The sequence below is a fragment of the Streptomyces sp. NPDC055400 genome (genome assembly GCF_053644375.1).
Window position 1 is genome coordinate 801,038 of the sequence record NZ_JBSHLM010000001.1, and the last position, 25,899, is coordinate 826,936.

The following is a 25,899-nucleotide window of genomic DNA, read 5'->3' on the forward strand; positions in this document are numbered from 1 at the left end:
GGGCCCTGACATCACTCGGTGTCAGTGGCTCCGCGTACGGTCTGCCCATGGATGATCAGCGGTCACTTCTTCCTCCAGTAGCAGACTTCACAGCCGGGGAGCCCAGGCTGCGGTCCCCGGAGGTCAGAAACGCGCACGCGTGTACTACGAGTTCGTCTGCAGCCGACGGAGCTGGAGATCGCACATGAGTGGAATATCAATCCATGGAGCTGGAGACGTACGACAGGCGTGGGGCCGGGTGACCGCGTGGCTTGAGCAGCACGCCCCTGGTGTTTTCGCTGCCCTCGGGGGCCCGGGAAGCTCAACGGCCATCAGTGGTGCCGAATTGCGCATGGGGCTCAAACTGCCTACGGAGATGTGGCAGTGGCTGCTGGCGAACGACATCGATGCCGGTAGGCAACCTGATCCCCAATCGTGTCTGGTGGCGCTTGGTTGCCAGGGAGTCCTTCCCAGCGGCGGACTGCTTCTCGGTCTCACGGACATTGAGCGTGTCTACCTCCACAGGGTGGCCATGGAGGAGATGGAACCGTCCGGAGACCCCGACTACCCGTCTTGGCGCCGGGAGTGGGTGCCGATCTCCGCGGAAAGGGACGGCTTCTACGGGAAGTTCCTCGACACGCGCACGGGAAGCGTCGGGTTTTGGACCGAGGGGTCCTTTCCCGAAGACGGTGAATACCCCTCATTGTCCGCCTTCTTCCAGGATGCAGCTGACCAGTTGGGCGGGGCCGCCTCGGGCAATGCAGGCGAGACCACGGGGCGTCGTATGCCCGATCGCAGTTCGGAGGACGAGGCGATACGCCTCTGGGCCCGCGCGAACGGCTACCTCGTCAACGATCAAGGGCGCATCCCTGCAACCATCCGCGAGGCATACGAAGCATCACTGTGAGCGCCGACTCTGGCAGTGCCGGTCAATGACGCTAGTTGACACTTCCAGCAGGTCGCAGCCAGTCGTTGATAGCGACGATGAGGGCTGTCGCCTCGTAGCGGACTGCGAGCTTTGTCGTACCTGGTGGGTGCGCCAAGCGTGGCTACGTCTATCTGGGGACCGTCACCGCTGCCGCGCTTCTGATCTGGCTCCGCTGCTGAACCAGGCCACGCTCTATCCCACCTCGGCGGTGACCACCATGGGCGTGTCGGCGTCGGCCTGCGCGAGAAGGGCACCGCCCGGGGCCCACATTGCCGAGCGGCCGCAACCGGTCCATGCGCCGGCCGGGCCGACATGGTTGGCCAGGACGACGTGCATGTTGAAGTCCTTGGCGATGCCCGGGTACACCGCCGTCAGCTCCTCCATGCCGCCGCCCGTGCCGTACAGCGAGCTGGCCAGATGCACCTGGCACCCATCAGCGGCGCCACGGGATGCCAACTCGGGGAAGTGGTTGTCGAAGCACGTGGCCAGGGCGAAACGAAGCCCTCCAAGCTCAAATCGCCCGTCGTGCTGTCCTGCCGCGAATACGCCTTGCTCGTGCTCGAACAAGTGCTGCTTGCGGTACGTGGTGATCAGTTCACCGTCGGCCCCGAAGACCAGCGTCTCGATGGCAGGCCGCTCCCCGTCGGTGGCCGCAGCACAGTTGACGACGCTGGCGACCCCAGACGCCCGGACCGTATCCAGGCGCGGGTCGTCCGCCTGCACCCAAAGATCACGGCGGTCAAGTACAGCTTCAAGCTCGTACCCGGTCAGCGCCAGCTCAGGGAACACCACCAGCTCGGCACCCTGCGCACGCGCCTCGTCGGCGAGGGCAGCCATCTGCTGCACATTCGCCGAAATGTCAGCAGGTACGCAGGTGAACTGGGCTGTCGCGATCTTCATGGAACTCAGCATGCCAGCCCGCCATAAGGACGCTCGGCGGAGGTACTGCTGGCCACCACATGATCGAAGAGTCAGGCTCTAGTCAGCGTGTCCATCCGACATCCTTCCCGGACGACTCAGCTGTCTTCTCCAGTGCGTGCCGCACGAAGTGGAGTTCCGCTGGGTCCACGTAGTCCCCGTTCTTGCGGTACATGGCCATGCCGGGCAGCACGAGCTGTGCCATCGCCACAGCTTCCTCGCAGGTCTAGCAGCCGTCCAGGCTGGTCAGCCTGAACGTCGGGTGCTCGTCCTTGAGGTGTTCGTAGAACTCGAATTCCCGCATCCCGAGTTGGCTCTTCTCATCGGCGATGCCGTGTTGCCACCAAGCATCAGCGATGTCTCGGCATCCGCCGCACGTGGTCATCTCCGGAATCAAGGTCACGGACACACCCTAGGTTTCTGCGGAGATCGACGGTAGCCGCTTGCCACGTAGTCGATCAGGGACTTGGCGGTGCTGGAACCGTTGGATGGCGCCTTGGCTGGAGTCTCCCAGGTCTCTTGGTCCCCGTAAGATCGAGACTGGGCACGGGGCCGCCGGGAGTGATTGCGGTGTCCGTGCCGCCGAGCGCCGAGCCCACGTTGTGGGAGCTGCACCGTGCTGTCTCGCAGCTGCGTGAGGATCTTCGCGGTGACCTCGCACAGCTCGCCGCACGTCTCGATCAGGTCGTCACCCAGGATGTGTACCGGGCTGATCAGCGGGCGGTTGACCAGCGCATCAGCCAGATCGAGGCCGGCCTTGCAGGTCTGCGCAGTGAGCACGATCAGAGTCTGGACCGGGCCGAACAGCAGCGCCGCGAGGACCAAGTGCAGGCCGCTGCGACGCGGCGGTTGGTGATCTCGTCCTTCGTTGCCCCGCTGCTGCTCATGGCCTTGCAGCTATGGATCGTCTCGCGCGGGGCGCCGCCGTAGGCGGTGAGCGAGCAGATCCAACTTCCACTTTGGGCGCGGGGGAGATTTCGAGCGCCAACGTTGGCAACACCTCTTACTCCAGACCGGCTGGTCGCGGCGCTGCGCGCCGAAGGCGTACGCATCGTCGAGCGGTCGGGCTGGCGAACCCACAACCGGAACCACAAGGGCCCCTGGGGGCCTGTCCGCGGCGTGATGGTCCACCACACGGTGACGTCCGGCACCAGCAACACCGTCAGCATCTGTGAGCGCGGATACGAAGGACTGCCGGGTCCCCTGTGCCACGGCGTGATCGCCAAGGACGGCACGGTCTATCTGATCGGAAACGGCCGCGCCAACCACGCCGGCCGAGGGGATGGAGACGTTCTCCGCGCCGTGGTCGCCGAGCGTGCACGGCCTTCAGCGAACCAGGCTGATACGGACGGCAATACGTCGTTCTACGGCTGGGAGTGCGAGAACCTCGGCGACGGCCACGATCCCTGGCCTGCAGCACAGTTGGAGGCAATCGAGCGAGTCTCGGCTGCACTGTGCCGGGTGCACGGCTGGAGCTCAGCGAGCGTGATCGGGCACCGCGAGTGGCAGCCCGGCAAGGTCGACCCCAAGGGTTTCACCATGCAATGGCTGCGTGATCGCGTGGCCACGCGCCTGAAGACTCGCCCCACGGGCGGAACCCCGAGTGAGTCCTCCAGAGGCACCACGTACACGGTGAAGAGCGGCGACACCCTGTCGGGGATCGGGCAGCGCCTCGGGGTCAGTTGGCAGGCGATCGCGCAGGCCAACGGCATCACCGCTCCGCACGTCATCCAGGCCGGCAAGCAGCTCAAGATCCCCGGGAAGAGCAGCGTGAGGCCGTATATGCCGCCGTCGTTCCCTGTCGGGCTCGCTCCAGGCCGTAGCGCGCCGTCGGCCAAGCATCTCCAGCGGGTACTGAAGGACACCGGCTGGCTCGACCGGTCGGTGCCTCTGTCGGACAACTACGGCCCGAAGACCCAGAAGGCGGTCACCGGGTTCAACCGCAAGCACAACCTCTACTCCGCCGGCCGCCCCAACGACCCGGCCATCGGCTGTCACGGCTGGGACCTCCTGCACCAACTCGCCTACGGGAAATGACCTTGAGCACTTTCATTCATGACCACAGCACACGCCTGTACGCCATCGCTGCGGCGGCGCTCTCCCTGATCGCCTACTACGTGGAGGGGCTGCCGACCGGGCTGATCCTCGCCCTGGTGGCCGCCGTCCTCGGTACTGGTGAGGCGGTGCAGCGCATCGAGGACCGCAAGACCAGCAAGGCGCTGCACCTCGAGCCGCCGCGCACGATCACGGACTGACCCAAGCGAGCCCGCCTCCCGCGCCACGCAGCCTGGCGCGGGAGGCGGGCCTCCTTCCTATGTCCATGACCAGCGCCCTCTCCCCGGTGGCAAGATCAGGCACCGATGGAGGGGGCTTACGCATGCGTCCAGTAGTGCACCTCGTGGGTTGCGGAACGCGACCCACCGCCGATCTTCCGAACTTCGCGTCCAAGCTGCAGCCATCGGGATGGGACCCCTACATCCTCCCCAGCCCGGTGGGGTGCCGGTGCCTCGACATCTACCATGCCGAACGGGACTCCGGGCATCCTGTGCGCTGGGACAGGCGCAAGCCGTCGTTGTTGCACCGGCTACTTTCAACTCGATCACCAAGATCTCTGCGGGTGCCGCGGACACCTTGGGGTTGGCGGTGACTGCCGAGGCCATCGACGCGAAGCTGCCGGTGGTCGTGGTGCCATGGGCGAACTCCAGCCTGGCCAGCCATCCGTTATACGAGCCCGCTCTGCGGTCACTTCACGAATGGGGTGTGCAGATCCTGTCAGCGGCCCAGTCCCAGGCTTTCCCGTGGAAGGCACTGGGTGCGGTGCTCGGCGAGATCCGCGATGACTTCGAAGCAAAGAAACAGCTGCTTCCCCCTGGGTAGTTCTGCCGCATGCAGCAGCACAGCTCCTATCCGGTGAAAGGGATTCGAGATTTGAAGACTGGCCTGAAGGTGGCGTTCTGTACTGGCAACCCGGGCAAGTTCGCCACCGCACAGGAGCACTTGGCGCCCTGGGGTATCGAGATTGAGCAGGTTCCCCTGGATCTCGATGAGATCCAGACGGTGTCGGTTGAGGAGATCGCGCGGCACAAGGCGCAGCAGGCATTCACCATGCTGGGCCGGCCTCTGTTCGTCGAGGATTCCGGTTTCTACATCGAGGAGTTCGGCGGCTGGCCAGGACCGATGGTCAAGCACGCGCTGGAGGCCCTGGGGCCGGGCGGGCTGACGCACTTGGGTGACCGTACAGAGAAGCGGGCGTGTCGCTTCTCCAGTGCTGCCGTGTACGTGGCGCAGGACGGCCAGGAGCATATTTTCGCTGATGACACTCGTAAGCCTGGGACCATCTCTGCGGAGCCGGTGCGCGGATTCGGAGAGAGGGCCTGGTCCGACTTGTGGTCGATCTTCGTTCCTCAGGGGGCTTCCACGACATTGTCTGCGTTGCCTTCCGACGAGCAGGACCGCTTCTTCGCAGAGTGGCGGAAGGCCTCAGTTGTCGCGGCAATGGGAGCGTGGCTGTCGCAGGCACATTGATATTTCCGCGGTGATATCACTCTGGGAATGGGGGGGTGGGCAGTTTCTTGACATGGTGGTCATCCGCCACCGCGACGGGCACCCGCCGCGTGATTCGGGTGCCCTCTTGAGCTGTCGGGTGATTCGTTGGCCTATGGGGAGAGCGCGTTGATGCCCAAGCTCACCGTTCCGCGAAAGGTCTCAGTCATGTCGCACCGCCATCTCGACAAGTTGCCCTTCGCGTTCAGGGTTCCGGCCTCTCTCGATGAGGTGCCCCCTGCACGGCGGCGAGTTGTCGACCATGCACGGAAGGTCGGCCTAGTCCTGGACGAGCAGGTGCAGGGCGACTTGGAGCTGATGGCGGGCGAGCTCATCGCGAATGCCGTCGTGCACACGGGTGCTCCGCTTGTCGTGTGCGTTCGGTGGGCTGGTGAGCGGCTGCGAGTCGAGGTCACCGATGTTGATGCGGTCGTGCCAAGCGCGGCGAGCGCCGGGGAGGATGCTGAGACCGGGCGTGGCCTGCTTCTTGTCGAGGCTCTGGCCGACGCCTGGGGTGTGGCCCCTGATCGTGCGGGGAAGACGGTCTGGTTCGAGAAGGGGCTCGGCTCGACGCCCTTGGCTCGTCCTGTGGACGCGTCGCCAGGTGCTCGCCCCACCGTCGCGGGATGTTCGCGTCAATCGTCACCAGGGCCGTGGCCCGAAGGGGGACCTGCGGGGTCCGCTGCTCAACTGGATGGCGAGCACCGTCGGGAGAGTTCTGCGGCGGCCTGATCAAACGGGACCTGGACCTGGTCACCGCTGTCCATGACCCGCACGGTGACCGCGCCGGCCTCACGTTCGGCCGCACCGTTGATCACGCAGAATCGGGCCCCTTGGGCACTCGCCCATTTCATCTGCTTGGCGACCTTTTCGCTTGACCTGAGGTAGACGCCCGTGCGGACTCCAGCGCGGCGGATCCCAGCTGCCAGGCGCAGCATGGTCAAAGCCCCCGAGCGCCGACATCTGGGCGGCGGGGGCCTTGTAGCACCTCTTGGAAAGTGCTGGTTCAGACTAACAGTGCCCAGCTCAGGCGCCTCGGCGCTCGGATCCGCGACGGCTGCAACTATTCTGCTCTCTCCAGCACGTCGTAGCGGAGAGGAGGCTGGGGTGGCGAAGCCGCTGTTGTTCGGGCGCCAGGAGATCGGTCGGGTCTACAACATCAAGCCCGAGGCGATCAGTAACAACTGGGTCTACAAAGGCGTCCTCTCCTACGAGGACGCGGTGATCATTTCGGGCAAGCCGTACTGGCCTGGCGGGTTTGTGGTGTCGCTCGCGTTGCCGCCGGGCAGTCGAGGCCGGCAGCTGGATGAGCGGGAAGTGGCCGCGCTGGAGAAGGAGCAGGGTGCCGGTGTCCGGCCGATGAAGAAGGGCGAGCTTCCGCCACTGGTCGGCGCTCAGGAGTATGCGGAGCTGTTCGGCGTGACGGAGTTCGCGGTCGGGCGGGCTGCCGCCTCCGGTTCGGGCCAGGTGCCGCAGGCCGACTACGAGCTGTCGGGGTCGAACGTGTGGCTGCTGGAGACGGTTCTCGACCACGCGCCCGCCACCATGGAGAAGTCCCGCAAGAAGATCTGGGTGTTGCGGGACGAGGTGGCTGCGGCGTTGCGTGAGGGCCGGTATGACGGTCCGGGGTCGTTCTTCTCGCAACGGGGAAGCAAGGCGAAGCCGGCCTCCTAGGGCGAGCTTCGAGCGGTGCAGAGCGTAGTTGACTCCCCTTCATTAAAGAGTAGAATTCACACATAAGGGGAGAGGGGGTGTGCAGAGTTGCACTCTTCATGCCGCAAAATAGGTCGCGATACAACGGAGGAGGGAGGGTCATGCTTCCTGTTCAGGTGGAGCTGCCCATCGCACCACTGCGACACCCGGAGCCCGCCAGCACGGGAGTGAGCATCCAGGAACGCTTCGAATCGTTCCACCAGTTCAACCCCTGGATCCTTGAGCAGCTGGAGGCGTTGACCGCCGACTGCACCGAGCGCGGCCTGCGCCGCATAGGCATCGGGATGCTGTTCGAGGTCCTGCGCTGGCATTACGGGCGCGCAACGCGGGGCGAGCCGTTCAAGCTCAACAACGACTTCCGCTCTCGATATGTCCGCATGCTGGTCGATCGGCGCCCGGAGTGGTCTGGCCTGTTCGAGACCAGGGAGCTCCGCACCCCTTGATATAGGTCGCGATAAATCTTCTGTACCTCTTGGAGAAGTGCATGTCCCACCCCGTACCGAAGCTCCGCACCCGCAAGCCCACCGGCGTCATCCCGTGGCCGATCATCCTGATCGAGGGCGAGGAGAAGAGTGGAAAATCGCACCAGGCCGCGACATTCACCGGCTCGGAACTGACCGGCCAGGCGTACTGGCTGGAGCTCGGCGAAGACACGGCCGACGAGTACGCGAACGTGCCGGGCGCGGACTACCTGCTGATCGAGCACAACGGCAGCTACCGCGACATCCTCGGGCAGATCGAGGCCGTGCACGCCGAGGCGAAGCGCGCGGCCGCGGCGAAGGAGAAGCCCGTCGTCCTGGTCATCGACTCGGTGTCGATGCTGTGGCGGATGCTCGTGAACTGGACCAACGAGCGAGCCCGGCGCACTACGAAGAACCAGGCGAAGATCCGCCAGGACCCGGATGTCGAGATCAAGCCCGCCATGAACTTGTGGAACGACGCAGCGGAGCGATGGCAGCGCGTCATGTACCTGGTGCGCACGATGCCGGGCATCGTGATCCTGCTGGCGCGTGGCAAGGAGGTCGCGGCCGTCGACGGTAAGGGTGAGCCGATCTCCGGCACGAAGGACTGGCGGGTTGAAGCGCACAAGTCGCTCGCCTTCGACGCGACGGTGTGGGTGCGCCTACGCCGCGAGGAGCCGACGCAGATCGTGGGCGCCCGTTCGCTGAAGTTCGAGGTGCCGCGCAATGGGACGCCGAAGAGGATGCCGGACTTCTCCATCGAGCAGTTGGTGTTCGGTCTGATGGGCTGCTCGATCCACAACCAGCCCAAAGTCGCCCCGGAGTTGACCGGGGATCTGGCGCAGCTATGGATGCCGAAGGTCGACAAAGCTGCGGAGCAGGGCGTGGACGAGCTCAAGAAGCTGTGGCGTGAGGTTGAAGCGGACAAGAACCTTGGCCGCGACGAGGTTCTTGTGGTGCGGGCCGCCATCGAGCGGAAGGCCGCCGAGGTGAAGAATCCGAAGAAGTTCAGCGACCAGACGAGTGACGACGTCGCACGCCTGCGGGCGGCCGCGGCCGATCAGCAGGACCAGGACGCCGAGGCCAAGGGCGACTTCGAGGAGTTGCCGCCCGACGAGTTCGCCGCCGCCTGACCTTCGCACCCTCTCTGCCGGGGCCCGCTGTGACGGCCCGGGCCCCGGCATGCCCTCTTGGAGACTGCTGTGACCGCCGCAACCTTCCGTACGCCCACTTCCCTGTCGATCTGGGATGCCGCGCACGCCGCCGACGCCCGCCGCCCCCGGTCCATACAGACCCAGCTCGGCGCATCGGACACCATCTGCTCACGCCGGGCCGGATACATCCTGGCCGGCACCGAGCGGACGAACGCCGGGGACAAGCGTGCTGCGATCCTCGGCACCTACATCCACAAGGGACTGCTCGAGGACGCACGCCGCGAGTACGGGTGGCTCGTCGAGCGCACTGTCGCGGACGCCACGCTGCGCGGACACATCGACGTCGTACAGCTTGATGCCGCGACCGCGGACCGACTCCCGAAGAGGCACCGGCCCATTGAGCCTGCCGAAGTCGTGACCGTGGAGGACGTGAAGACAAAGTCCAGCCGGGTCTGGGACCGCGTCGTGAGGTACGGGCCGACAGCAGCCGAGATGCGCCAGGTCCTGCTATACGCGGATCTGCTGCGCACGGTCGGCTTCGCGGATGTTCCTGGGCAGCGGTATCTGCACCGGCTTGGGCCGATCGACGTGCAGCGCATCCGCTTCAGGTTCGTGTGCCGCGACACCGCCGGAGAGCACATCCAGGAGTTCGACTTCGACGACTGGCTCGCAACTGAGGCCCGCTGGTGGGTGGACCGCGTCATGGAAGCGGACTCCCCGCAGGAACTGCGCCGCGACCACGACGGCCCTGGCGTGTCCGTGATCTGCGACAACTGCCCGTTCGTGAACACCTGCTGGCCGGGCGTGGCGCCGGGCAGGCCTGCGCAGACGATCCTCATCCACGACGACGAGGACCGGGCCAAGGCGCTCGCCGACTACGTGCGGGCGCACGAGCGGTATCGGGAAGCGAAGCGGGTGAAGGAGACGGTGCGGGCGATGCTCGACGACTCCCCTGAAGGCGACTACGGGGACAACCATCTGGGTTGGGGCGGTGGCAACGGCAAGGAAGAGACGGACGTCGCCGCGATGGTCGAGCAGTTCGAGGACGCCGAACTGGTCGTGCCGATGCTGCCGGACGAGAAGGCCATGGTCCAGATTCTGCGCCGCGCCGGCATGGTCGTGCCGCGGCGTAAGGCAGCCGGTCAGAAGACCGCCCGCACGATCAAAATCAGCCGGGCCCACAAGATCACCTGACGGCTCTTCTGGCGGCCTCCCATGCCCACGGTGGGGCCGCCTTCCATCTTTGCTCCATCCGCTGCTTGTACTGCCCTGGAGGCATGCTCCGTGACGATCCTGCGCCGCCACCTCAGCACCGGGTTCACCGTGCTGCCGACGGCCACCCTCGAAGACTCCCGGCTGTCGTTTCGCGCGCGGGGGATTCTCGCCTTCCTGATAGCCAAGCCGGACGACTGGAGGGTGCGGGCCGAGTCGATCGCCAAGGCAGGCAAGGAGGGCCGGGACGCAGTGCAGGGCGCGCTGCGGGAGCTGCGGAACTGCGGCTACTACCGGGTGGTGACCGAGCGGCTGGATGACGGGACGCTGGCGCGGGTCACGGAGGTGTACGACACAGCTCAGGAGTGGGCGGCTGAGGAGTACGCGCGGCAGGTGGGCAGGCGGGTCGGACGCAGGTTGATGCGGGAGGTCGAGGAGGCCGCAGGTGGAGGCAGCGAGGGAGACGAGGGGACCGAAACCGGGTTTTCAGGCGTCGGTTCACCAGGCGTCGGTGAACCCGCCGCCGGTTCTTCAGGCTTTCTAGTTAGTAACCAGAACAAGTACCCACAGGAGAAGAACCCCCTTACCCCCGCAGCTGACGCAGCAAGGGAGCCCGATGCCGCTCCGTCTCCAACTGATGAGGCGGCGACTAAGTCCTGCACGGCGCACCCCGACCGCCCAGCACGCTCTTGCCGTGGCTGCGGTACGAGTCCGCGACAGCAACGGGAGACGGGACAACGGGCACAGAAGGAGCAGTTCAAGAGGGCCGAGCGGGAGGCGAATGAGCGGGTGCTGAAGTCGGTTCGCCGCGATCCTGGTGGGCAGGGGCTGTCGGCGGTGGCCCGTCGCAGGCTTGAGGAGATGCGGGAGGCGCGCGCCGGGGCGGCTGACGGTGATCGGGGGCGGGAGACCGACAGCGCCAGATAGGTCGCATCTGATATGAAGCACTTCAGCGTGGGTCCCATTCGCCACCCCTACCCGACAGAGTAGAATTGAGGTATTGGGTGAGGGTGACGGTTCCACAAGGACGATGCTTCCAACTGCTGTTCCATGAGGCCTCCGAGGCCTCGGACACATCTCCACCCATCAACCATGACGCCTAACGCGATGACTAAATAGGTCGCGACATTATCTCTGGGATCGGACTTCTCATGCTGGACGTCGCTTCGAAGGTTGCTGGCATCCGCGCCGAGTACGGGCCGGAGGAGCTGGACGCACTGGCCATCTACAGCGACGTGCACGCTGCTCTCGAATCGATCGGGTTGCATCCGTACATCGAGACGCGCGGGGGCCTGGCCGTCTGCGCGTACGCCCCGGACGGCTCGTTGGTGATCTGGGCCGGCCAGGACGCTCTTCCGCTGGGGCGTCGCATGCTCATGGGCTGGCACGTCACGCATGTCCCGGAGGACTCCAACCGCCCGCCGTGGCGCTGTGTCGTGCGGGACACGACACCTGCCGACCTGTGCTGTGATCCGCCGGGCGATCTACGGCTCGATGCGATGACCGATGCGATCGCTCAGCACCTGGCCGGCTGCTCGCACACCTCCGTGGAGGCAGGAGCGTGAAGCTCTCGGACGACGACCTGCGGATGGCCGTGCGGGACTTCTTCGCGCCGATGCAGCTACTGGGGTTCTTCGACCTGCCGGACAGTGCGGCCCGCATCGAGTGGGGTGAGCGGCAGTTCGCAGAGCGCGGGGGACGTTTCAGTGTGCGGCGCCTGGAGGGCGAGCCCGACGCGGGAGCACTGGCCGTGTGGACGCCGGCGCCTGGCGGGTTCCGCTACGAGGTCGAGACGCGGCAGGCAGTGCGCGCTGGCTACCTCACGTGGCGCGAGGTGCATGAGCTTGCCGACCGGCGCATGACCGCGGTTCGCTACGGCGCCCTGCGTGAAGCGGTCGAGCAGGAGCGGCTGCATCAGGAGGCGTACGTGCCGTGCCCGGGACCTCACGTGACACCCGGGGCATGGGAGGCGAAGTTCTATCGCCGTTGGTCGCGCCACAGCATGACGCTCCAGCTCAAGGCTGCTGCCGCCTTGGACGCAATCCTGCCTGCCGCCGTCGCCCACCCCTCCCTGTTCTGAATTCATCCCCACTACAAGGAAGCGCCACCGTCGTGATCACCTCCACCGCCTCGACCGCCTGGACCGAGCTCGCCCCCTGCGCCGGCCTGGACGGCTATCTTCCCGACGACTCCCTGGTGCGCAGGCCGAAGCAACTCCTCGAAGCCTGCGGGCCGTTGATGGAGGACTGCGCACAGTGCCCGTTCGCGGTGCGCTGCTACGACCTTGTGCGGCCGGAAGCCAACCGCTTCGACGGGGTGTGCGCGGCCCGGATATGGGTCAACGGCAAGGCGGTTGCCGCAGCCGAGGGCTCGCCTAGGCTGCCCAAGCTGCCTACGCAGGCCGGGACGTGCGGGACAAGCAGCGGAGTGGCGGGACACCGGCGGCTCGGCGAGGCTCTGTGCGGTCAGTGCCGGGTGACGGCGCAGCGTGCCGATGTGCGCCGCGCGGGGGCGGCGAGCATCCGCAAGCGCGCTCGTCGCAGCGGTTCACTGGCTCATCGCGAAGGCCGAGGCGGACGGCTTCAAGATCTGGGGGCCGACGGACTTCGCGAAGGGTGACTTCGCGCGCGTGCACGGCCGGTGGTTCCAGATTCTGCGGGTGAATCCGAAGTCGCTGACCGTGCCGAGCATCCTCAACGTGCACTCCAAGGTCGTAACCAAGGAGAACTCGGCGTTCCGCGATATGACGCACACCGTTCCCTACGACTCGGTGTTCGGCCGCAAGTCCGCCGAGGCCATGGCCGAGGCGCTCGTGCCCGCCGACGAGCCCTAGGTGTTGCGGGTCATGACGTTGTTGACGCTCATGCGATGGGCGCGGGGGTGTGCGTCCCGGTAGCGCCTTGTGCGAGTGCCTGTTTTGCCTGCGCGAGTCTGCGGATTGCCTGGATCAGTTGACTCGAAGGGAGCGTGTACGGCAGTCGGATGTTGCGTTCGAACGCGCCCCCGATCCCGAATCGTGGTCCGGCCGCGATGGTCACTCCGTGGTCAGGCGCCATGGCTGCCAGCCGTGAGCTGACGGGGCCGGGGAAGGTTGCCCATAGCGTCACACCGCCGGCTGGTTGCAGGGCGTGGATATCCGGTAGGTGCTCGGTGAGTGCTTGCCGCAGGGCGTCACGTTGCGACCTGAGTTGCTGGAGTGTGTCGGGCCGCTGGGTTTGGTGCTCGTTCAGGAGGACGGCTGTGGCGAGCTGTTCGACGACGGGGGTGCCGAGGTCTGTCGTGGGACGGGCCCTTTCGACGCGTTCCAGGAGAGAGGGAAGTGCGCGAATCCAGCCTATGCGTAGGCCACCCCAGACACTCTTGGACACAGAGCCGATGCTGATGGCTGCGGGCATGTGCAGCGCGAGGGGTTCGGGGTTCGGAACGTCCAAAGCCAGATCGGCCATGGTCTCGTCGACGACCGTGGGACACGCGAGCTTGAGCTGTTGGCGCACGCTCGTGGGCATGCACATCCCGGTCGGGTTGTGAAAGTCAGGTATCAGGTAGGCCAAGTTCGCAGCTTGCCCTGCTGCTTGGAGTTGCTCGGTGTCCCAGCCGGACGACGTCACAGCGACGGGCAGAAGTCGGGCGCGCGCTTGAGTGAATGTCGTGATCGCGTGTGGGTAGGTCGGATGGTCGATGAGGACTTTGTCGCGTGGCGACAGGAGTATTCGCGTCAGAAGAGCGAGCGCATGCTGTGCGCCGTTGGTGATCAGGATGTGATCGGGCCGGGTGGGCAGTCCTCGCCGCTGATACCAGTGGGCGACTGCTTCGCGCAGCTCCGCGGTGCCGTATCGGTCGTAGCCGTGCCGCTCGAAATGTCGTGGCAGCTGTTCGAGAGCGGTCGCGAACGCAGCGTGGAGGATTTCTACGGGCGCAGCCGGCGCGGCAAAGGACAGGTCGATGGTCTCTGTGTCCGGGCCAACCGGGTGCTCGGACGTGGTGTCATCAGGCAGTCGTACCGTCGCCCTGGTACGTGCCTGTGTGGCGAGGTATCCGTGCTCGACCAGGGTGCGAAATGCGGTACCGACGGTGGTTCTGCTGGTGCCGAGCGCGACAGCCAGGTCACGCTCGCTCGGCAGGGCCGCCCCAAGGGAGAGGCGTCCATCCAGGATGAGCAGACGCAGCCTGTCGGAGAGACGTTGATGCGCTGGCCCTGGCCCCTCCTGCCAGGTCCCCAACATCCGCGCCACCGCGTGCGAGCTGATTTTCACCAAACCAGCGTATCCAATCTGGCTATGGAATACAGGTCCAGATCACCCAGAGACTCGCCATATGGCACCTCCCGCTTCCACGGCACACACCTCCGTCCCGGCTCGTCACGACCCACCGGTGCTACCGCGCATGAGCGCATTTGCCCAGGTCCGGGCGGCCCGAAAGGCACGTCGGATCCCTCAGCTCCTGCTCGGCTTGGTGGGATACGGGGCCGCCGTCATGTTGCTCGTCCAGTCCGGGCTTGGCGCGGCCAGCTGGAACGTGCTCACAGAAGGCACCGCCAAATCTCTTGATATCTCGTTCGGTTGGGCGACGAACCTGATCTCGCTGCTTGTGCTTCTTGCATGGATCCCCCTACGAGAACTGCCCGGGCTTGGCACGCTCCTCAACGTCGCGATCGTCGGCTTCGCCGCCGACGCCACCGCGACTGTGCTCCCCAGCCCACAGGGGCCACTCACCGAGATCGCATATCTCGCCCTCGGCCTTGTCGCCCTGGCATTCTTTGACGCGCTCTACCTCGGCGCCCAGTTCGGGTCGGGACCACGCGACGGCATCATGACCGGACTCGTTCGCCTCACTCACCTACCCGTCGCCCTTGTGCGCACCGGCATCGAAGTCGCTGTTGCCTGCGCCGGCTGGCTTCTGGGCGGAACCGTCGGGGTCGGCACGGTGCTGATCGCCCTGTGCATGGGGCCACTCGTCGCCTGCTTCCTGCCGCTGGTAGCGGTTCGCATCCCTGCCGTTTCTGCACCCACACGGCACACCCGATGACCTTGCAGAGACCGTCGCTTCACCGCAACGCCCCGCTGTCTGTTGAAGGCCGACGCCGCCTCGTCGAACGCTGCACCTCCCGCCCGATCGCTCACGTGGCCGCGGAGATGGGGATCTCAAGAGCGTGCGCGTCGAAGTGGGTGAACCGGTTCCACCACTACGGTGAACTTGGCCTCCACGATCGGTCCTCCGCGCCTCGCCATCAACCGACAGCCACGCCGGGCGAGGTAGTGGAGCAAATCGAGCGGCTATGCCGGGAACTGTGCTGTTCGATCAGGTAGCTCGCTGTTCTGTGCATGTTTGAGTCGGGGGGATCTGGCTGCCGGCAAGTGGGCTGTGCTGGAGCCGTTGTTGCCGGTGAGCAATAACCGGTGCGGTCGGTGGCGGGATCACCAGCAGGTGATCAACGGGATCATTCACCGGCTGGGCACCGGTGTGCAGTGGCGCGCCGCCGGCGCCGCCGGGCTCCTCAAAAGGGTCCCTGCGAAGATCGGTTCAGCCTCTGCCGGCGGCGGTGAGCCTGCGCGACCTGCTGGAGGAGGCGGTGCGGCAGGCGAAGGGCTCGGCCCGTCCCGCGGCGGACTCACCTGCAAGATCCACGTCCCCTGCACGGGGCCCGGTCGTCCCCGCCGCACGCCCGACAGCGTGAGCGCCGACAAGACGTACAGCAACCGGAAGATCCGCGCCTACTTGCGCAAGCGAGGGATCCGGCACGTGATCCCAGAGAAGAAGGACCACAAGGCCGCCCGCCTGCGCCGAGGTTCATGCGGCGGACGGCCCCCGGGCTTCGCCAAGGCCCGCTACAAAGATCGCAACACGGTGGAGCACGCCATCGGGAAGCTGAAGCAGTTCAGGGCCGCGGCCACTCGCTATGACAAGCGCGGATATGTCTATCTCGGCACCGTCACGGCTGCGGCGCTCCTCATCTGGCTCCGCTCCTGACAGGGGGAGTTCGGGAGCGGACGCTGCACCAATAGCAACCCGGAGCCCGCGATCAGGATTCCCGCTCGGGATGTGACATTCCCCCACCGCTTCGCGCCTTCCCGCCACGCCTGTCACCCGCGCATACTCCAGGGCCGCATCGCCTCAGACGGACGGGAGGCGAAGGCCGATCAGATGGAGTTGATGGAAGAGATGATGTCGCACGCGGTCTCTGCGGCAACCTCGGGAACCTGGCTGCTCGGTGACCTGAAGGTCAACCGGATCGGCTTCGGCGCCATGCGCCTGACCGGCAGCGCCGCCTTCCACCAGGGCACCCACAGCGACCGCGATCAGTCCATCGCCGTCCTGCGCCGCGCGGTCGAACTCGGGGTCAATCACATCGACACCGCAGCGTTCTACTTCTCTCGGCTGCGCTCCGCCAACGAACTGATCAACACGGCGCTGGCGCCGTACTCGGACGACCTTGTCATCGCCACCAAGGTCGGCCCCGCCCGGGACGCCTGCGGCGAGTGGGCCGATCCGGCACGGCCCGACCAGCTGCGCGGCCAGGTCGAAGAGAACTTGCGCCAACTCGGCCGCGACCACCTCGACGTGGTCAACCTGCGCATCATGGGCCAGGACAACATCAGCGAGCACTTCGGGGCCCTCGCCAAGCTGTGCGACGCCGGACTCATCCGCCACCTCGGCATCTCCGGCGCCCGCCCGGAGCACCTGACCCAGGCACAGGCCATCGCACCAGTGGTCTGCGTCCAAAACCGGTACGGCATCGACATGCCCAGCGGCGAACAGATGCTCCGCGAATGCGCAGCGCGCGGCATCGCGTTCGTGCCCTTCTTCGCCATCGCCGGGAAGGGCCGCGAGGCGGGAGCCGTCCAGGCCGAGCACGACGAGGTGCGCGCCGTCGCCGACACTCACGGCGTCTCACCGGCGCAGATACGCCTGGCATGGATCCTGCAGCACGGCGCACATGTGCTGGCTATCCCCGGAACGGGCAACCCGGCGCACCTGGTCGCCAATGTGGCAGCGGGCACACTGCGGCTGACGAAGGAAGAACTCCAGCTCCTCGATTCGATCGACCGCTCCGCACCCTGATGCCTGCCGCGTCAACCCGTACTTGAGCAAGCCCCGCAACCGGCTCGCGATCGGGGAGAGGCCGTAGCCCCAACACCTCCTTGTGGGCTGGGGTTTCGCAGTTGCCCCACCTCAATTAGAGAGTAGAATTCATTTACGAGGTGAGGGGGTGACCCCACTCCCTCACCTACCGCCTCAGACCCACGAGAACGGCATCTGCATGAGCAACACCCAAGCCCCCACCAGCGGCGGCATCAGCGCCTACCTCGCAGGCCTGAAGCCCTCGGTGCGCAATCTGGCCTCAGCCGTCAAGGCCTTGGCCCGGATCGACGACCTCGGCTGGGCGCCGCTGGGCGGGTATCCGGGCAGCGACGTTCTGTGGCCCGTGCGCTGCCTGGTCTGCGACTGGGAAGGCACCCGCTTCTACAGCCACCTGCGCCGGGCGCGCCCTGCCAGCCGTCACCCCGGATGCCGCCCGAAGGCAGAGCATTCCGCCGCCCTGGCGAAGCTCGCCGAGCGAGTGAGGAGCACCTGCGAGTGCTCCGTACCTCACGCGATCACACCAGAGCAGGTCACGCTGGCCTTCGAGACCGTCGCTCAGGCTCAAGTGCGCAACAACGCCCAGGGTTTGGCGATCGGGCTCGACCGTCTCCTGACTCCCTGCCCAGCGAGCGGAGCGCGCGCGGCAGCGGTCGCCGCCCACGTCCAGACTGCGAACTGCCTCAGCGATAAGGAAAGAACCTCCGTGGACCTCTATCTGCCCGGCGACCGGGTGGCCGCCCAGTACCTGTCGAAGAACCACGGCCCCTGCATCGCCTACAACCGCACCGTCATCCAGTCCGAGCCCCATGAGCGGCACGGGCCGCAGGTCTGGGTGCACATGCCCGACGACGCCGTGTACGGCAGCCCGCTGCAGTTTTCCGCCCACAGCGACTCCATAGCCTTGATGGAGAGCACTCCGGTCGGGCTGCAGAGCCCCGCATTCCTGGAAGCCAACCTGAACTGGCACCTCGCCGCGGCGGCCCCGAACTCCATGCACGCAACCTGGCCGTATCCCCGCAGCCACGCCCTGGTCAAGGAGGCGTTCACGGACGCCGAGCGCACTGAACACGCCAGCATCGCCGCTCAGCACATCCAGCAGTGGCGCCAGCGAGACCCTGCCGGATTCTGCACCTGGCAGGACTCCTGTCCCTCAACGGGCGGGGTGTGACGTGGCGGGCTGGATGCGCGGCATGTGGAGCATCACGCTGTGGCACCCCGAGCGCGAGGTGGGCACGTTCATGTACCTGGTGCCCCACTGGCAGGAACGCACCGAAGGCACAGCCCGGTTTCTCGCTGCGGCTCGTCATGCCGATCGCGCTTCGGTGATGCTCGACCCGGCCACCGTGCGCGAGATGGTCGTCGGCGACGTGTCCTACAGGGCCGCGGTGCGCTCACGGGAAAGGGCCGTGGCCTGGGTCGCCCTCGTCCAGCACGATGCGATCGACGCACGCGGATGGCACGCCGCCGAGCCTGGCGAGCGCGATGAGCTGTGGCGTCAGCCGCTTCGGGAGATGCACGAGCGGTACCGGGAGCGGGTCATCGGTTTCGGCGACTCGCTCGCCGACATCCTGACTTCGCGGGCCGGTACGGACGCGGGCTGGGATCTGGAGCCATACCGCGACCAGTTCGGCCGCATCGTGTGGGACGCCGTGCGCGCCGACATCCACAAGTCCGGGCTCTCCTACACCTGGCACACGCCATACGGCGTCGTCTGGATCGACCAGGGCTGACCCGCGCTCCCCCTGGCCCGTACGGCCGTCTCCTCTTCACCATCTCGGACCGCCCTGCAGGGGTGGGCCCTCGCACACCCACGCCCCCTCACCGAAAGCGATCAACTCATGACGCAGCTCGACCTGTTCGCCGCCCTGGAAGAAAAGCCGCACCCCATCCCCGCCACCTTCACCGCGCCAAAGAAGCCGTCCACGCCATCCCGCCCTGCGCCCACGGCGGCCGCCGTAACAGCCCGGCCGCGAAGGGCGACGCCTTCGGGCGACCCGCACGGGCACGCCATGCGGATCGGCGAGGCCGTTGCCGGGGTGTGGCATCGGCAGCACGGCGGTTCGCGGATCGAGGTGCCCATCGGCATCGTCGCCGCGCTCGCGCTGATCCGGCAGAAGGACGACAGTGGCCCGGACCTGAAGGCGCAGATCCTCGCCCAGGACAACACGCAGTTGATCACGATGTTCCGGGAGATCTGGTCGACGCATTGGATGCACCGGCCCGATCTCATCGACCGCGCCCGCATTCTGCATGAGTGGCTGAACGACAAGGAGATCGACGACCACCGCGCCTACCTCGTGCGTGCCGCCACCAAAGCCGCCCTGGACCAGGGCCTGTTCGACCTCACCGGACATGCGGACCCATATCTGCGCGCTCAGACCGACGTGCTGTCGCCGATCATGATGCTCGTACGTTCCAGCGGCGCCCAGCAGGGCCTCGGCGAGTACCACACCCCCGCCTCGGTAGCCGATGCCATGGCGAACATCCTCGCGGCCGGGAGCGTCATGAATATCCAGCTTGCGGTGAAGGACCCGCAGCGCGGCGAGCACATCCATGACCCGGCCGCCGGCAGTGGCGGACTGCTGCGCTCGGCGGCGCAGCGCCTGCGTGAGCAGGGGCTCGATCCAGCAGAGTTCCAGTGGTCGATGGTCGACATCGACGAGATAGCCGCCGCCTGCGCAGCAGCGAATTCGATCATCTGGGAGCTTGGGCCTCGGGTGACAGTTGCCTGCGCCGATTCACTCGCCAACCCCAATGCCGTCGAGGACGCGATGAGGCACGCGCGGGCCGTGTTCGCACACCGTGACGAGATGCTTGGCAAGGCGCGCATCGTCGCCGCCCTACGCCAGACGCAGCGCCTCCTGGAACAGAGCACTGCGGTCGCCGCCTGACGCGGGCGGGCCCGCGGAGCCGACAGCCGGCTCGCACACCTGGCGCTACCCCTGACCTGCGCAAACAGGTTTGACGCCCCCTCTCTGAAGAGTAGGATTACCGTATCGGTTGGAGGGGAAATCCCTTCCACTACGACGAACGGACTCCTTCATGACCGCCACCATCCACGCCCTTCGCATCGACCTCGACGGCAGGCTCCGCGACCTCGACATCGGCACCACACTCAATGAACAGTCGAAGGTCATCGCGCGTGCACTGGTCGACTCGGCGGAGGCCGTGCAGTACATCAGGCGGACGAAGGGGCCCTCCATCGTCGTGCTCGCCGGGGAGCACCGCGACAACAAGCTCCCCAACCTCTATGCAGGTCTTGCCGTCCACGGCCTGAGCGGAAGCCTCGGTCACGAACTCCAGGGCCCAGTCGTCTTCGCCGGATACACGCGTGACGGCGAGATCGCAGACCTCCCCCAGGACGCGGTCGCGGAGATTCGCGAGCTGTGCCCGGGCAACCCCGACGGCATCCCGGCCATCGTCCGCATCCGCTGAACCCGTCCGCGGGACGACCGCCGCGCCGTCCCGCCCCCACCCCGCCCGCCGCACCTCTGGAAGAGGAATCCTTCGCATGACCTCTACGGACACCACCGACCTGCAGCCGATCACCGTTTCCCTGATCGACCTGTACCTTCTCGCCGAGGAACTAGCCGGGCAGCTCGGCGTCTGGAACGTCACCGACGACTTCGAGCCCAGCCAGGACTCCTCCGTCCACCTCGTCGCCGCCGACCGCCGCGCGATCGGGCTGCGTCTTCTCTTCGGCGGGCGGGCAGTACAGGCATTCGCCATCGGCGGCACCGCCCCCGAGACCCCGGCCGGCACCGACAAGCCAGTCGAGGCGGGCCCTCGGCGTCTAGCAGAAGGCGCGCGCTACAGCACCGGCGTCACGTTCACGGTCGACGAGACTCCGCTGGAGTCGCTCCTCACCGGCGTTCGCACGGTGCTGCTCCCCGCGTTCGACGGTCACCGCTCTGTACTGGACTCGCGCGGCCGCCGTCCCACACCACCGCCGAGCACCGGCCCGGCCCCCGCAGATCAGGCGGAGGAGACGGAGCCTGAGGCGAAGGAGACTTCGAAGCCCCGCGCGCGCAAGAGCACTCCTCGCGCAAAGGCGGCGAAGCCCGCCTGCAGCAGCACCCGCAAGAAGGCCACTGCCACCGCCTGAGCCCCTGCGGGTCGCACCTTCCCGCCCACACGCATCTTGAAAGAGCACGATGACCGTCATTGACATCGAAACCGCCGTGACAACCGTAGACCTCAAGGAAGAGTCGACCGCTGAACCGCCCGTCGGCATCGAGGGATTCGCCGGTACGTTCACCTGGGTCGATCCGCGCACCCTGGTGGTCGACCCGTACAACCACCGAAAGTCCCGCACGTCTCTCCCGGTGAGCAGCGCGGAGCAGGACGACGAGGATGAGGACGAAGAGGAGGGCCACGGGGAGGCTGAGGATACGACCGAGCCGGATGCTGAGCTGATCGCCTCGGTCGACGAGATCGGCGTGCAGACTCCTCTGCTGCTGCGCCCGCAGGCCGACGGGGAGACGCTCGGGATCATCTTCGGGCAGCGTCGCTTCAAGGCGGCAGTCCTCGCAGCGCAGAAAGCGATCGCCGCTGGCGGTACCTACCGGCTGGTCCCGGCGATCATCCGCACCGACCTCAAGGGCGTGGATGACGACGCGCTGACGCTGAGCCTGATCGAGAACAAGCACCGCAGGGCCGCTTCCGTACGTGATGACATCGACGCTGTACGGCAGCTCTCGCTCATGAAGATCAGCAAGACCCGCAAGGCCAAGCACGCCCGCACACTTGGGCTGACGCCGGAGCAGGTGAAGGCGGCGGAGACGGCGGACAAGCTGAGCGACGAGAGCCTCAACCAGGCTCTCGCCTACGACTTCGACTTCGTGGAACTCGCCGACCTGCATGAGGTCGAAACCCTCGACCATGCCTTGTGGTGGCTGCGCAGCGCAAAGAAGAGCGACCTGGAAGAGGGCAACGGTCGGCGCGGCAACTGGGCGCACACCATGCAGCAGTTGCGTGATCAGCTCGTGGACCGGGCAGCGCGCGAGAAGGTCACCGAGGAACTTGCTGCGGCCGGCATACCGCTCGTCGACCGGTGCTGGGACTGGGCCAGGACCGCCGCCCGCCCGCTCACCGACCTCGTGACGGCGGACGGCGATCCGGTCACCCCCGAGGAGCATCGCGACTGCCCCGGCCATGCCGCCTTCCTCGACCGGGGGGAGCCGGTGGCGGTGTGGCTGTGCCAGGACTGGACGAAGTGCGGCCACGCACTCGGCCCCGACGCGCCGAAGGACACCCGGGCGCACAAGGACCGGGAGGCGGAGAAGGAGGAGCGGCGCACCGTCATCCGCAACAACAAGGCGTGGCGGGCGGCCAGGTTGGTGCGGCACGAGTTCCTGGCCAGCTTGTGTACGCGTAAGGGTGATGCCTCTCCTGCTGCGTGGGGGCTGATCATGTCGACGATCACCGGCACCAGCTACCTGTACGAGCACTTCGTCGACTCCGCCGACACCTCCCTGACCGCCGCGTTCCTGCGCACCCCGGACCCCAACGAGGACCGCAACAAGTGGACTCGGGTCGGTGACCCGTTCGCCGAGGTGATCGCGAAGACCCCGGCCTCGCGCCGGTGGCAGATCCTCCTCGCACAGGTCTGCGCCGCGCACGAGCAGCAGGCCATGGGCGACAGCGCCTGGCGCGGCGACATCAGCTCCACCACCGCCGCCTGGTTGAGGTTCCTGAAGTCCGAGGGTTATGCGCTGTCCGACATCGAAGCGGAGACGCTGGCGACTGCCGAAGCGCGAGCGCAGAAGCTGGCCGAGGCACTGGCCGCCACCGAAGCGGAGAAGGCGGCGGACGAAGACGCTGAGCTAGCCGCCGCCTGACGAGCACCCCTGTTGACCTGCATAAACGGGTTTGACGCCCCCTTCGTGAAGAGTAGAATTCACTTACAGATGGAGAGGGCGTCACCTCCCAAGCACCACGAACGGAACCAACGACATGACACCCATCACCCTCAACCGCGACGCCGTCCTCAACGCCCTGGAAGCCGCAGGCCGCCCCCTGCAGCGATACGACCTCGTCATGACCGTGTTCTGGGCAGCCGGATACGACCGCGACACCTACCGCACCGTCCAGGACCTGCCCGACGGCAGCCTCCAGTGCGTCCAGCTCATCGACCGCCTGCACGCCGACGCGGACCTCGTCCGACTCCCCTCACCCAAGTGGCGACAGATCCTCGGCACCGCATTCGACACCACCACCATCCACAGGCAGCGCGGCTACCACTGGTTCGCCACCCACGACCAGCACGCCCGCTGGACACAGGCGGACCACGACCGCGCCGAACGCATTACCGCGATCACCGCACGGCTTGAAGCCGCGAACCTGCCCCCGCTCGAACTCCACCGCACCGACTGGACCGAGACCGGCGGCCTGGTCGACGCCGACGATCCCGAGGCCGTACACACCTCCCTCGAGATCCTCGAACCGGGCGGCGCCCGCGTCGCCAAAGTCCTGTGCAATCACGCACCCGACGACGAGCAGCCCGAACAAGCCCTCGCCGCCGCGGAGACAGCAGCCGACCTCTTCATCCACGCCCCGGCCGACCTCGCGTTCCTGCTGTCCCTCGTCCACGGCCAGGTGAGCCGTTGAGCCCCGTGTACGGGGCGTCGATCTCCGGCAAGCCCCATCTCGCCACGGTGACCACCTGGCCGGCCGCCCCAGACCAGCTCGTCCTCACCCGCTGCGGCCGCCTCGCTCTGCGCGAGATCCCCGAACCCGCCCCAGGCCATCTGTGCGGCATCTGTAGACGACTCCTCGAAGGCGATCAGCGGCAGGAGGCCACCGCCCGGCGCCACCATCAGCGTCGTCTCGAACCGGTCTTCCGCCAGATCGCCGACGAAATCAACCGGCTGCGCACCCAGCTCCTTGCCGACATCGAGCTGCCCGCCCACTTCGCCATGACACCTGCGCACCGCTTCGAGAGGTCCGCCATCGTCACCGGCCTCCTCACCGCCTTGTCGATCGCACTCGGCGCACCCAGCGACGGCCACGCAGCCGAGCTCTACGCCCAACGGCAAGCAGATCAGCGATGAGCGGACTCCCCTGGCAAGCAGGCTTCCCCACCACCATCTACGCCTTCGGGAACGTCACCTACGACCTCACCCGCCCCTACTTCGCACCCGACGGCTCCCAGTGGCGCTGGACACGGTGGTGCACCGAGCACCAGCGCCCCGTTGCCACCCGCGCCGAGCACAACCCGGGCGACGTATCGGCCAGCGCCGAGATCAGAGAGCTCATCGAAGGCCACGCCTACCGCTACCTCGCACACACCCTCACGACCCGGCAAGGACAACACCCGTGGAAGCAGTGACCTGGCTCCGGCCCGAATACGAAGGGCGCGAGGACGAACTGATCACCCTCGCCGACGGCGCCCGACTCGTCGGCGTCACCCGCTCCACCGTCAGCAACTGGGCAGCCCGCCACACAGGCTTCCCCCGCCTGGTGCTACTGACCGGCCCTCTCAACAAACGAAGCAAGTACGTCGTCCGCGAAGAACTCGTCGACTTCGCCCGCCACCAACGCAACAAGCCCCGCAAGCCCCTCAGCGAGCACAAGCCCCGCAGGCCAACCGCCGAACTCCGCGCCGGCGAAGTCGAGCACTACACCCAACAAGTCGCCCGGCTCACCGAGCTCATCGACCGCCAGAAGCAGACCCTGGCCAGCACCGAGGGACGGCTACGAACCGCCCGGCAGCGACTGCGCAAGGCCCGCACCCAACTGGCCGCCGAACTCACCGCAGCCCACCAGCACAGCACCACCGACACGAGCACCACCCCACCCGTTCCCAGGGGCTTCAGCGTCACCGACCCGATCACACCGGCCATACCCGCAGCGATTCTCCAGAAGGGCAATGCCGCCGAGTCCCACGCCCAGACGCAAACAGACCAACGGTGAGCGGACTTGCCTGGCAAGCCGACTTCACCATCACCGGCTACAGCCCACCGTGCACCAAGACAGCCACCCCTCACCGCAAGCAGACCACCGCACCACATCAGAAAGACCCATCTTGAACTCCACGCCCAACCCGCCCATGCCCAACCCCCGCCAGACCAAAGGCTTCATGGTCACCATCGCACTCCCGGCGGCTCTTCCCGCATCGCGCCTCCAGGCAGGCGACACCTTCGCCCTTCACGAGAACCCGGGCGAGCAGCTGCTTGTCGAGCGGACCAAAGCCCACCCGCCCTCTCAGCTGATCATCACCGTCCCCGGCAAAGCCACCCCGATCACACTGCACATCGACGAACCCATACGGCCACTACGGATGCCCCGCACCGTTCATGTCACCTGCCAGCTGTGCGACCAGAGCACCGAAACCCACCTCGAACTCGTCGCCAACGGCGAGCCGAAGACATGGGTCTGCAACCGGCACTGATGAGCCTGCGGGCGGGCCGCTGAGGCCCGTCCGCACCCGCCACAAGCACCACGAACAGGACACCTGTGCTGTGACCTATAACGCCGGGCGCACCATCACCGTCGGCGACATCACCATCCACGTGCGAACCAGCAATCGCATCACCCTGGACCTCGACGTCACCGCCTCCGGACAAGTTGTCGTCCGCGGCCCCCACCACACCACCGACGCCCAGGCAGCCGACCTTGCCCAGCGCCGGCGCCGCTGGATCTACCGACAGCTCCAGCACGTCATCGACACCACATCTTCCAACCCGGCCAAGACCCTTGAGACGGGCACGGAGTTCAGCGTCCTCGGAAAGCCGTACCTCCTGCGGATCGTCCCGGACACCCAGCAGACCGAGCCGCTCCTACGCCAGCAGGACCCCGCCACCGGCTTCTTGCTCTCCATGCGGCGCAGCACGGCCGCAAACATACAGAAGGGGCGACAAACCCTCATCAAGCTTCACGCTGCCGTCGGCTAGGAATGGCTCAAAATCGC

36 protein-coding genes and 2 pseudogenes are annotated in these 25,899 nt (G+C 66.6%); 33 read left to right on the forward strand and 5 right to left on the reverse strand.

What is annotated here, in order from left to right:
* The first annotated feature begins 331 nt into the window (after nt 1-331).
* A complete protein-coding gene (locus ACWIGU_RS03495) occupies nt 332-886 on the forward strand; it encodes an Lsr2 family DNA-binding protein (protein WP_454396932.1) in 555 nt (184 codons plus the stop codon).
* Between the two features lie 213 nt (nt 887-1,099).
* Here the strand turns inward: ACWIGU_RS03495 and ACWIGU_RS03500 are convergent, their stop codons facing one another.
* The 3 genes from ACWIGU_RS03500 to ACWIGU_RS03510 form a co-directional block, all read right to left on the reverse strand.
* Nucleotides 1,100-1,807: a carbon-nitrogen hydrolase family protein gene (locus tag ACWIGU_RS03500; protein ID WP_454396934.1), complete on the reverse strand. Its 708-nt coding sequence runs from the start codon at nt 1,805-1,807 to the stop codon at nt 1,100-1,102.
* Between the two features lie 82 nt (nt 1,808-1,889).
* Nucleotides 1,890-2,030 (reverse strand): hypothetical protein, encoded by a 141-nt coding sequence (locus ACWIGU_RS03505; RefSeq protein ID WP_454396936.1) that lies wholly within the window; start codon nt 2,028-2,030, stop codon nt 1,890-1,892.
* A gap of 21 nt (nt 2,031-2,051) precedes the next feature.
* Nucleotides 2,052-2,228 (reverse strand): hypothetical protein, encoded by a 177-nt coding sequence (locus ACWIGU_RS03510; RefSeq protein ID WP_454396938.1) that lies wholly within the window; start codon nt 2,226-2,228, stop codon nt 2,052-2,054.
* Nucleotides 2,229-2,395: 167 nt separating this feature from the next.
* Between ACWIGU_RS03510 and ACWIGU_RS03515 the strand changes: the two genes are divergently transcribed.
* From ACWIGU_RS03515 to ACWIGU_RS03545, 7 genes and pseudogenes are all read left to right on the forward strand, one after another.
* Nucleotides 2,396-2,755: a hypothetical protein gene (locus tag ACWIGU_RS03515; RefSeq protein WP_454396940.1), complete on the forward strand. Its 360-nt coding sequence runs from the start codon at nt 2,396-2,398 to the stop codon at nt 2,753-2,755.
* 60 nt (nt 2,756-2,815) lie between these two features.
* A complete protein-coding gene (locus ACWIGU_RS03520; RefSeq protein ID WP_454397272.1) occupies nt 2,816-3,862 on the forward strand; it encodes an N-acetylmuramoyl-L-alanine amidase in 1,047 nt (348 codons plus the stop codon).
* Nucleotides 3,859-4,080, forward strand: coding sequence for a hypothetical protein (locus tag ACWIGU_RS03525; RefSeq protein WP_454396942.1), 222 nt, complete (start codon nt 3,859-3,861; stop codon nt 4,078-4,080). Before ACWIGU_RS03520 ends, ACWIGU_RS03525 begins: the two co-directional genes overlap by 4 nt.
* A gap of 208 nt (nt 4,081-4,288) precedes the next feature.
* Nucleotides 4,289-4,468: pseudogene (locus tag ACWIGU_RS03530) on the forward strand (flavoprotein); the annotation flags it as partial.
* Nucleotides 4,469-4,702 (forward strand): hypothetical protein, encoded by a 234-nt coding sequence (locus tag ACWIGU_RS03535; protein WP_454397299.1) that lies wholly within the window; start codon nt 4,469-4,471, stop codon nt 4,700-4,702.
* A 9-nt stretch (nt 4,703-4,711) separates the two neighbouring features.
* On the forward strand, nt 4,712-5,350 hold the full coding sequence (locus ACWIGU_RS03540) for a non-canonical purine NTP pyrophosphatase (protein WP_454396944.1): 639 nt from the start codon (nt 4,712-4,714) through the stop codon (nt 5,348-5,350).
* Nucleotides 5,351-5,536: 186 nt separating this feature from the next.
* Entirely contained in the window at nt 5,537-6,100 is a 564-nt protein-coding gene (locus tag ACWIGU_RS03545) for an ATP-binding protein (protein ID WP_454397274.1), read from the forward strand.
* Here the strand turns inward: ACWIGU_RS03545 and ACWIGU_RS03550 are convergent.
* A complete protein-coding gene (locus tag ACWIGU_RS03550; RefSeq protein WP_454396945.1) occupies nt 6,055-6,306 on the reverse strand; it encodes a His/Gly/Thr/Pro-type tRNA ligase C-terminal domain-containing protein in 252 nt (83 codons plus the stop codon). The genes ACWIGU_RS03545 and ACWIGU_RS03550 overlap by 46 nt on opposite strands.
* 169 nt (nt 6,307-6,475) lie before the next feature.
* Here ACWIGU_RS03550 and ACWIGU_RS03555 point away from each other — a divergent pair, with 169 nt between their 5' ends.
* From ACWIGU_RS03555 to ACWIGU_RS03595, 9 genes are all read left to right on the forward strand, one after another.
* A complete protein-coding gene (locus ACWIGU_RS03555) occupies nt 6,476-7,042 on the forward strand; it encodes a hypothetical protein (protein ID WP_454396947.1) in 567 nt (188 codons plus the stop codon).
* A gap of 140 nt (nt 7,043-7,182) precedes the next feature.
* On the forward strand, nt 7,183-7,524 hold the full coding sequence (locus ACWIGU_RS03560; RefSeq protein ID WP_454396949.1) for a hypothetical protein: 342 nt from the start codon (nt 7,183-7,185) through the stop codon (nt 7,522-7,524).
* Between the two features lie 41 nt (nt 7,525-7,565).
* On the forward strand, nt 7,566-8,675 hold the full coding sequence (locus tag ACWIGU_RS03565) for an AAA family ATPase (protein ID WP_454396951.1): 1,110 nt from the start codon (nt 7,566-7,568) through the stop codon (nt 8,673-8,675).
* Nucleotides 8,676-8,744: 69 nt separating this feature from the next.
* Nucleotides 8,745-9,890, forward strand: a complete 1,146-nt coding sequence (locus ACWIGU_RS03570; RefSeq protein WP_454396953.1) for a PD-(D/E)XK nuclease family protein — start codon at nt 8,745-8,747, stop codon at nt 9,888-9,890.
* Between the two features lie 90 nt (nt 9,891-9,980).
* The gene (locus tag ACWIGU_RS03575) at nt 9,981-10,835 is read left to right on the forward strand and encodes a hypothetical protein (RefSeq protein WP_454396955.1); all 855 of its coding nucleotides are present in this window, start codon (nt 9,981-9,983) and stop codon (nt 10,833-10,835) included.
* Nucleotides 10,836-11,059: 224 nt separating this feature from the next.
* On the forward strand, nt 11,060-11,473 hold the full coding sequence (locus tag ACWIGU_RS03580) for a hypothetical protein (RefSeq protein ID WP_454396957.1): 414 nt from the start codon (nt 11,060-11,062) through the stop codon (nt 11,471-11,473).
* Nucleotides 11,470-11,988, forward strand: coding sequence for a hypothetical protein (locus ACWIGU_RS03585; protein ID WP_454396959.1), 519 nt, complete (start codon nt 11,470-11,472; stop codon nt 11,986-11,988). The genes ACWIGU_RS03580 and ACWIGU_RS03585 overlap by 4 nt, the downstream gene beginning before the upstream one ends.
* Nucleotides 11,989-12,020: 32 nt before the next feature.
* Complete coding sequence (locus tag ACWIGU_RS03590; RefSeq protein ID WP_454396961.1) at nt 12,021-12,527, forward strand: hypothetical protein; 507 nt, start codon at nt 12,021-12,023, stop codon at nt 12,525-12,527.
* 40 nt (nt 12,528-12,567) lie between these two features.
* Nucleotides 12,568-12,741 carry a hypothetical protein gene (locus tag ACWIGU_RS03595; protein ID WP_454396963.1) on the forward strand — a complete coding sequence of 58 codons (174 nt, stop codon included), beginning with the start codon at nt 12,568-12,570 and terminating at the stop codon, nt 12,739-12,741.
* Between the two features lie 28 nt (nt 12,742-12,769).
* On the opposite strand, the gene yczR is transcribed toward ACWIGU_RS03595, so the two are convergent.
* Nucleotides 12,770-14,161, reverse strand: coding sequence for a MocR-like transcription factor YczR (yczR, locus tag ACWIGU_RS03600; RefSeq protein ID WP_454396965.1), 1,392 nt, complete (start codon nt 14,159-14,161; stop codon nt 12,770-12,772).
* 130 nt (nt 14,162-14,291) lie between these two features.
* Between yczR and yczE the strand changes: the two genes are divergently transcribed.
* From yczE to ACWIGU_RS03680, 16 genes and pseudogenes are all read left to right on the forward strand, one after another.
* The gene (yczE, locus tag ACWIGU_RS03605; protein WP_454396967.1) at nt 14,292-14,933 is read left to right on the forward strand and encodes a membrane protein YczE; all 642 of its coding nucleotides are present in this window, start codon (nt 14,292-14,294) and stop codon (nt 14,931-14,933) included.
* Nucleotides 14,930-15,193 (forward strand): annotated as a pseudogene (locus ACWIGU_RS03610) (helix-turn-helix domain-containing protein); the annotation flags it as partial. The gene yczE and the pseudogene ACWIGU_RS03610, both read left to right, overlap by 4 nt.
* 40 nt (nt 15,194-15,233) lie before the next feature.
* Nucleotides 15,234-15,875, forward strand: coding sequence for a transposase (locus tag ACWIGU_RS03615; protein ID WP_454396969.1), 642 nt, complete (start codon nt 15,234-15,236; stop codon nt 15,873-15,875).
* Between the two features lie 192 nt (nt 15,876-16,067).
* On the forward strand, nt 16,068-16,967 hold the full coding sequence (locus ACWIGU_RS03620; RefSeq protein WP_454397275.1) for an aldo/keto reductase: 900 nt from the start codon (nt 16,068-16,070) through the stop codon (nt 16,965-16,967).
* A gap of 199 nt (nt 16,968-17,166) precedes the next feature.
* On the forward strand, nt 17,167-18,156 hold the full coding sequence (locus ACWIGU_RS03625; RefSeq protein WP_454396971.1) for a hypothetical protein: 990 nt from the start codon (nt 17,167-17,169) through the stop codon (nt 18,154-18,156).
* 22 nt (nt 18,157-18,178) lie between these two features.
* Entirely contained in the window at nt 18,179-18,718 is a 540-nt protein-coding gene (locus ACWIGU_RS03630) for a hypothetical protein (RefSeq protein WP_454396973.1), read from the forward strand.
* A 108-nt stretch (nt 18,719-18,826) separates the two neighbouring features.
* Nucleotides 18,827-19,879 (forward strand): N-6 DNA methylase, encoded by a 1,053-nt coding sequence (locus ACWIGU_RS03635; protein ID WP_454396975.1) that lies wholly within the window; start codon nt 18,827-18,829, stop codon nt 19,877-19,879.
* A gap of 151 nt (nt 19,880-20,030) precedes the next feature.
* Complete coding sequence (locus tag ACWIGU_RS03640; RefSeq protein ID WP_454396977.1) at nt 20,031-20,423, forward strand: hypothetical protein; 393 nt, start codon at nt 20,031-20,033, stop codon at nt 20,421-20,423.
* A gap of 76 nt (nt 20,424-20,499) precedes the next feature.
* Nucleotides 20,500-21,093 carry a hypothetical protein gene (locus tag ACWIGU_RS03645; protein ID WP_454396979.1) on the forward strand — a complete coding sequence of 198 codons (594 nt, stop codon included), beginning with the start codon at nt 20,500-20,502 and terminating at the stop codon, nt 21,091-21,093.
* Between the two features lie 49 nt (nt 21,094-21,142).
* Complete coding sequence (locus tag ACWIGU_RS03650) at nt 21,143-22,828, forward strand: ParB/RepB/Spo0J family partition protein (protein WP_454396981.1); 1,686 nt, start codon at nt 21,143-21,145, stop codon at nt 22,826-22,828.
* A gap of 115 nt (nt 22,829-22,943) precedes the next feature.
* A complete protein-coding gene (locus tag ACWIGU_RS03655) occupies nt 22,944-23,597 on the forward strand; it encodes a hypothetical protein (RefSeq protein ID WP_454396983.1) in 654 nt (217 codons plus the stop codon).
* Nucleotides 23,594-24,040, forward strand: coding sequence for a hypothetical protein (locus tag ACWIGU_RS03660; RefSeq protein WP_454396985.1), 447 nt, complete (start codon nt 23,594-23,596; stop codon nt 24,038-24,040). Before ACWIGU_RS03655 ends, ACWIGU_RS03660 begins: the two co-directional genes overlap by 4 nt.
* Nucleotides 24,037-24,318, forward strand: coding sequence for a hypothetical protein (locus ACWIGU_RS03665; RefSeq protein ID WP_454396987.1), 282 nt, complete (start codon nt 24,037-24,039; stop codon nt 24,316-24,318). The genes ACWIGU_RS03660 and ACWIGU_RS03665 overlap by 4 nt, the downstream gene beginning before the upstream one ends.
* Entirely contained in the window at nt 24,306-24,902 is a 597-nt protein-coding gene (locus tag ACWIGU_RS03670; protein WP_454396989.1) for a hypothetical protein, read from the forward strand. The genes ACWIGU_RS03665 and ACWIGU_RS03670 overlap by 13 nt, the downstream gene beginning before the upstream one ends.
* 112 nt (nt 24,903-25,014) lie before the next feature.
* Nucleotides 25,015-25,380 carry a hypothetical protein gene (locus ACWIGU_RS03675; RefSeq protein WP_454396990.1) on the forward strand — a complete coding sequence of 122 codons (366 nt, stop codon included), beginning with the start codon at nt 25,015-25,017 and terminating at the stop codon, nt 25,378-25,380.
* A gap of 70 nt (nt 25,381-25,450) precedes the next feature.
* Nucleotides 25,451-25,882: a YgjP-like metallopeptidase domain-containing protein gene (locus ACWIGU_RS03680; RefSeq protein ID WP_454396992.1), complete on the forward strand. Its 432-nt coding sequence runs from the start codon at nt 25,451-25,453 to the stop codon at nt 25,880-25,882.
* Nucleotides 25,883-25,899: the final 17 nt, after the last annotated feature.

Bases quoted from the DNA above. Each gene is read 5' to 3' on its own strand.
- ACWIGU_RS03495 (WP_454396932.1), top strand. From the start codon at position 332: ATGGGGCTCAAACTGCCTACGGAGATGTGGCAGTGGCTGCTGGCGAAC.
- ACWIGU_RS03500 (WP_454396934.1), bottom strand. From the start codon at position 1,807: ATGAAGATCGCGACAGCCCAGTTCACCTGCGTACCTGCTGACATTTCG.
- ACWIGU_RS03505 (WP_454396936.1), bottom strand. From the start codon at position 2,030: ATGGCACAGCTCGTGCTGCCCGGCATGGCCATGTACCGCAAGAACGGG.
- ACWIGU_RS03525 (WP_454396942.1), top strand. From the start codon at position 3,859: ATGACCTTGAGCACTTTCATTCATGACCACAGCACACGCCTGTACGCC.
- ACWIGU_RS03540 (WP_454396944.1), top strand. From the start codon at position 4,712: ATGCAGCAGCACAGCTCCTATCCGGTGAAAGGGATTCGAGATTTGAAG.
- ACWIGU_RS03545 (WP_454397274.1), top strand. From the start codon at position 5,537: ATGTCGCACCGCCATCTCGACAAGTTGCCCTTCGCGTTCAGGGTTCCG.
- ACWIGU_RS03550 (WP_454396945.1), bottom strand. From the start codon at position 6,306: ATGCTGCGCCTGGCAGCTGGGATCCGCCGCGCTGGAGTCCGCACGGGC.
- ACWIGU_RS03560 (WP_454396949.1), top strand. From the start codon at position 7,183: ATGCTTCCTGTTCAGGTGGAGCTGCCCATCGCACCACTGCGACACCCG.
- ACWIGU_RS03565 (WP_454396951.1), top strand. From the start codon at position 7,566: ATGTCCCACCCCGTACCGAAGCTCCGCACCCGCAAGCCCACCGGCGTC.
- ACWIGU_RS03580 (WP_454396957.1), top strand. From the start codon at position 11,060: ATGCTGGACGTCGCTTCGAAGGTTGCTGGCATCCGCGCCGAGTACGGG.
- yczE (WP_454396967.1), top strand. From the start codon at position 14,292: ATGAGCGCATTTGCCCAGGTCCGGGCGGCCCGAAAGGCACGTCGGATC.
- ACWIGU_RS03620 (WP_454397275.1), top strand. From the start codon at position 16,068: ATGATGTCGCACGCGGTCTCTGCGGCAACCTCGGGAACCTGGCTGCTC.
- ACWIGU_RS03625 (WP_454396971.1), top strand. From the start codon at position 17,167: ATGAGCAACACCCAAGCCCCCACCAGCGGCGGCATCAGCGCCTACCTC.
- ACWIGU_RS03630 (WP_454396973.1), top strand. From the start codon at position 18,179: ATGTGGAGCATCACGCTGTGGCACCCCGAGCGCGAGGTGGGCACGTTC.
- ACWIGU_RS03635 (WP_454396975.1), top strand. From the start codon at position 18,827: ATGACGCAGCTCGACCTGTTCGCCGCCCTGGAAGAAAAGCCGCACCCC.
- ACWIGU_RS03640 (WP_454396977.1), top strand. From the start codon at position 20,031: ATGACCGCCACCATCCACGCCCTTCGCATCGACCTCGACGGCAGGCTC.
- ACWIGU_RS03645 (WP_454396979.1), top strand. From the start codon at position 20,500: ATGACCTCTACGGACACCACCGACCTGCAGCCGATCACCGTTTCCCTG.
- ACWIGU_RS03650 (WP_454396981.1), top strand. From the start codon at position 21,143: ATGACCGTCATTGACATCGAAACCGCCGTGACAACCGTAGACCTCAAG.
- ACWIGU_RS03655 (WP_454396983.1), top strand. From the start codon at position 22,944: ATGACACCCATCACCCTCAACCGCGACGCCGTCCTCAACGCCCTGGAA.
- ACWIGU_RS03665 (WP_454396987.1), top strand. From the start codon at position 24,037: ATGAGCGGACTCCCCTGGCAAGCAGGCTTCCCCACCACCATCTACGCC.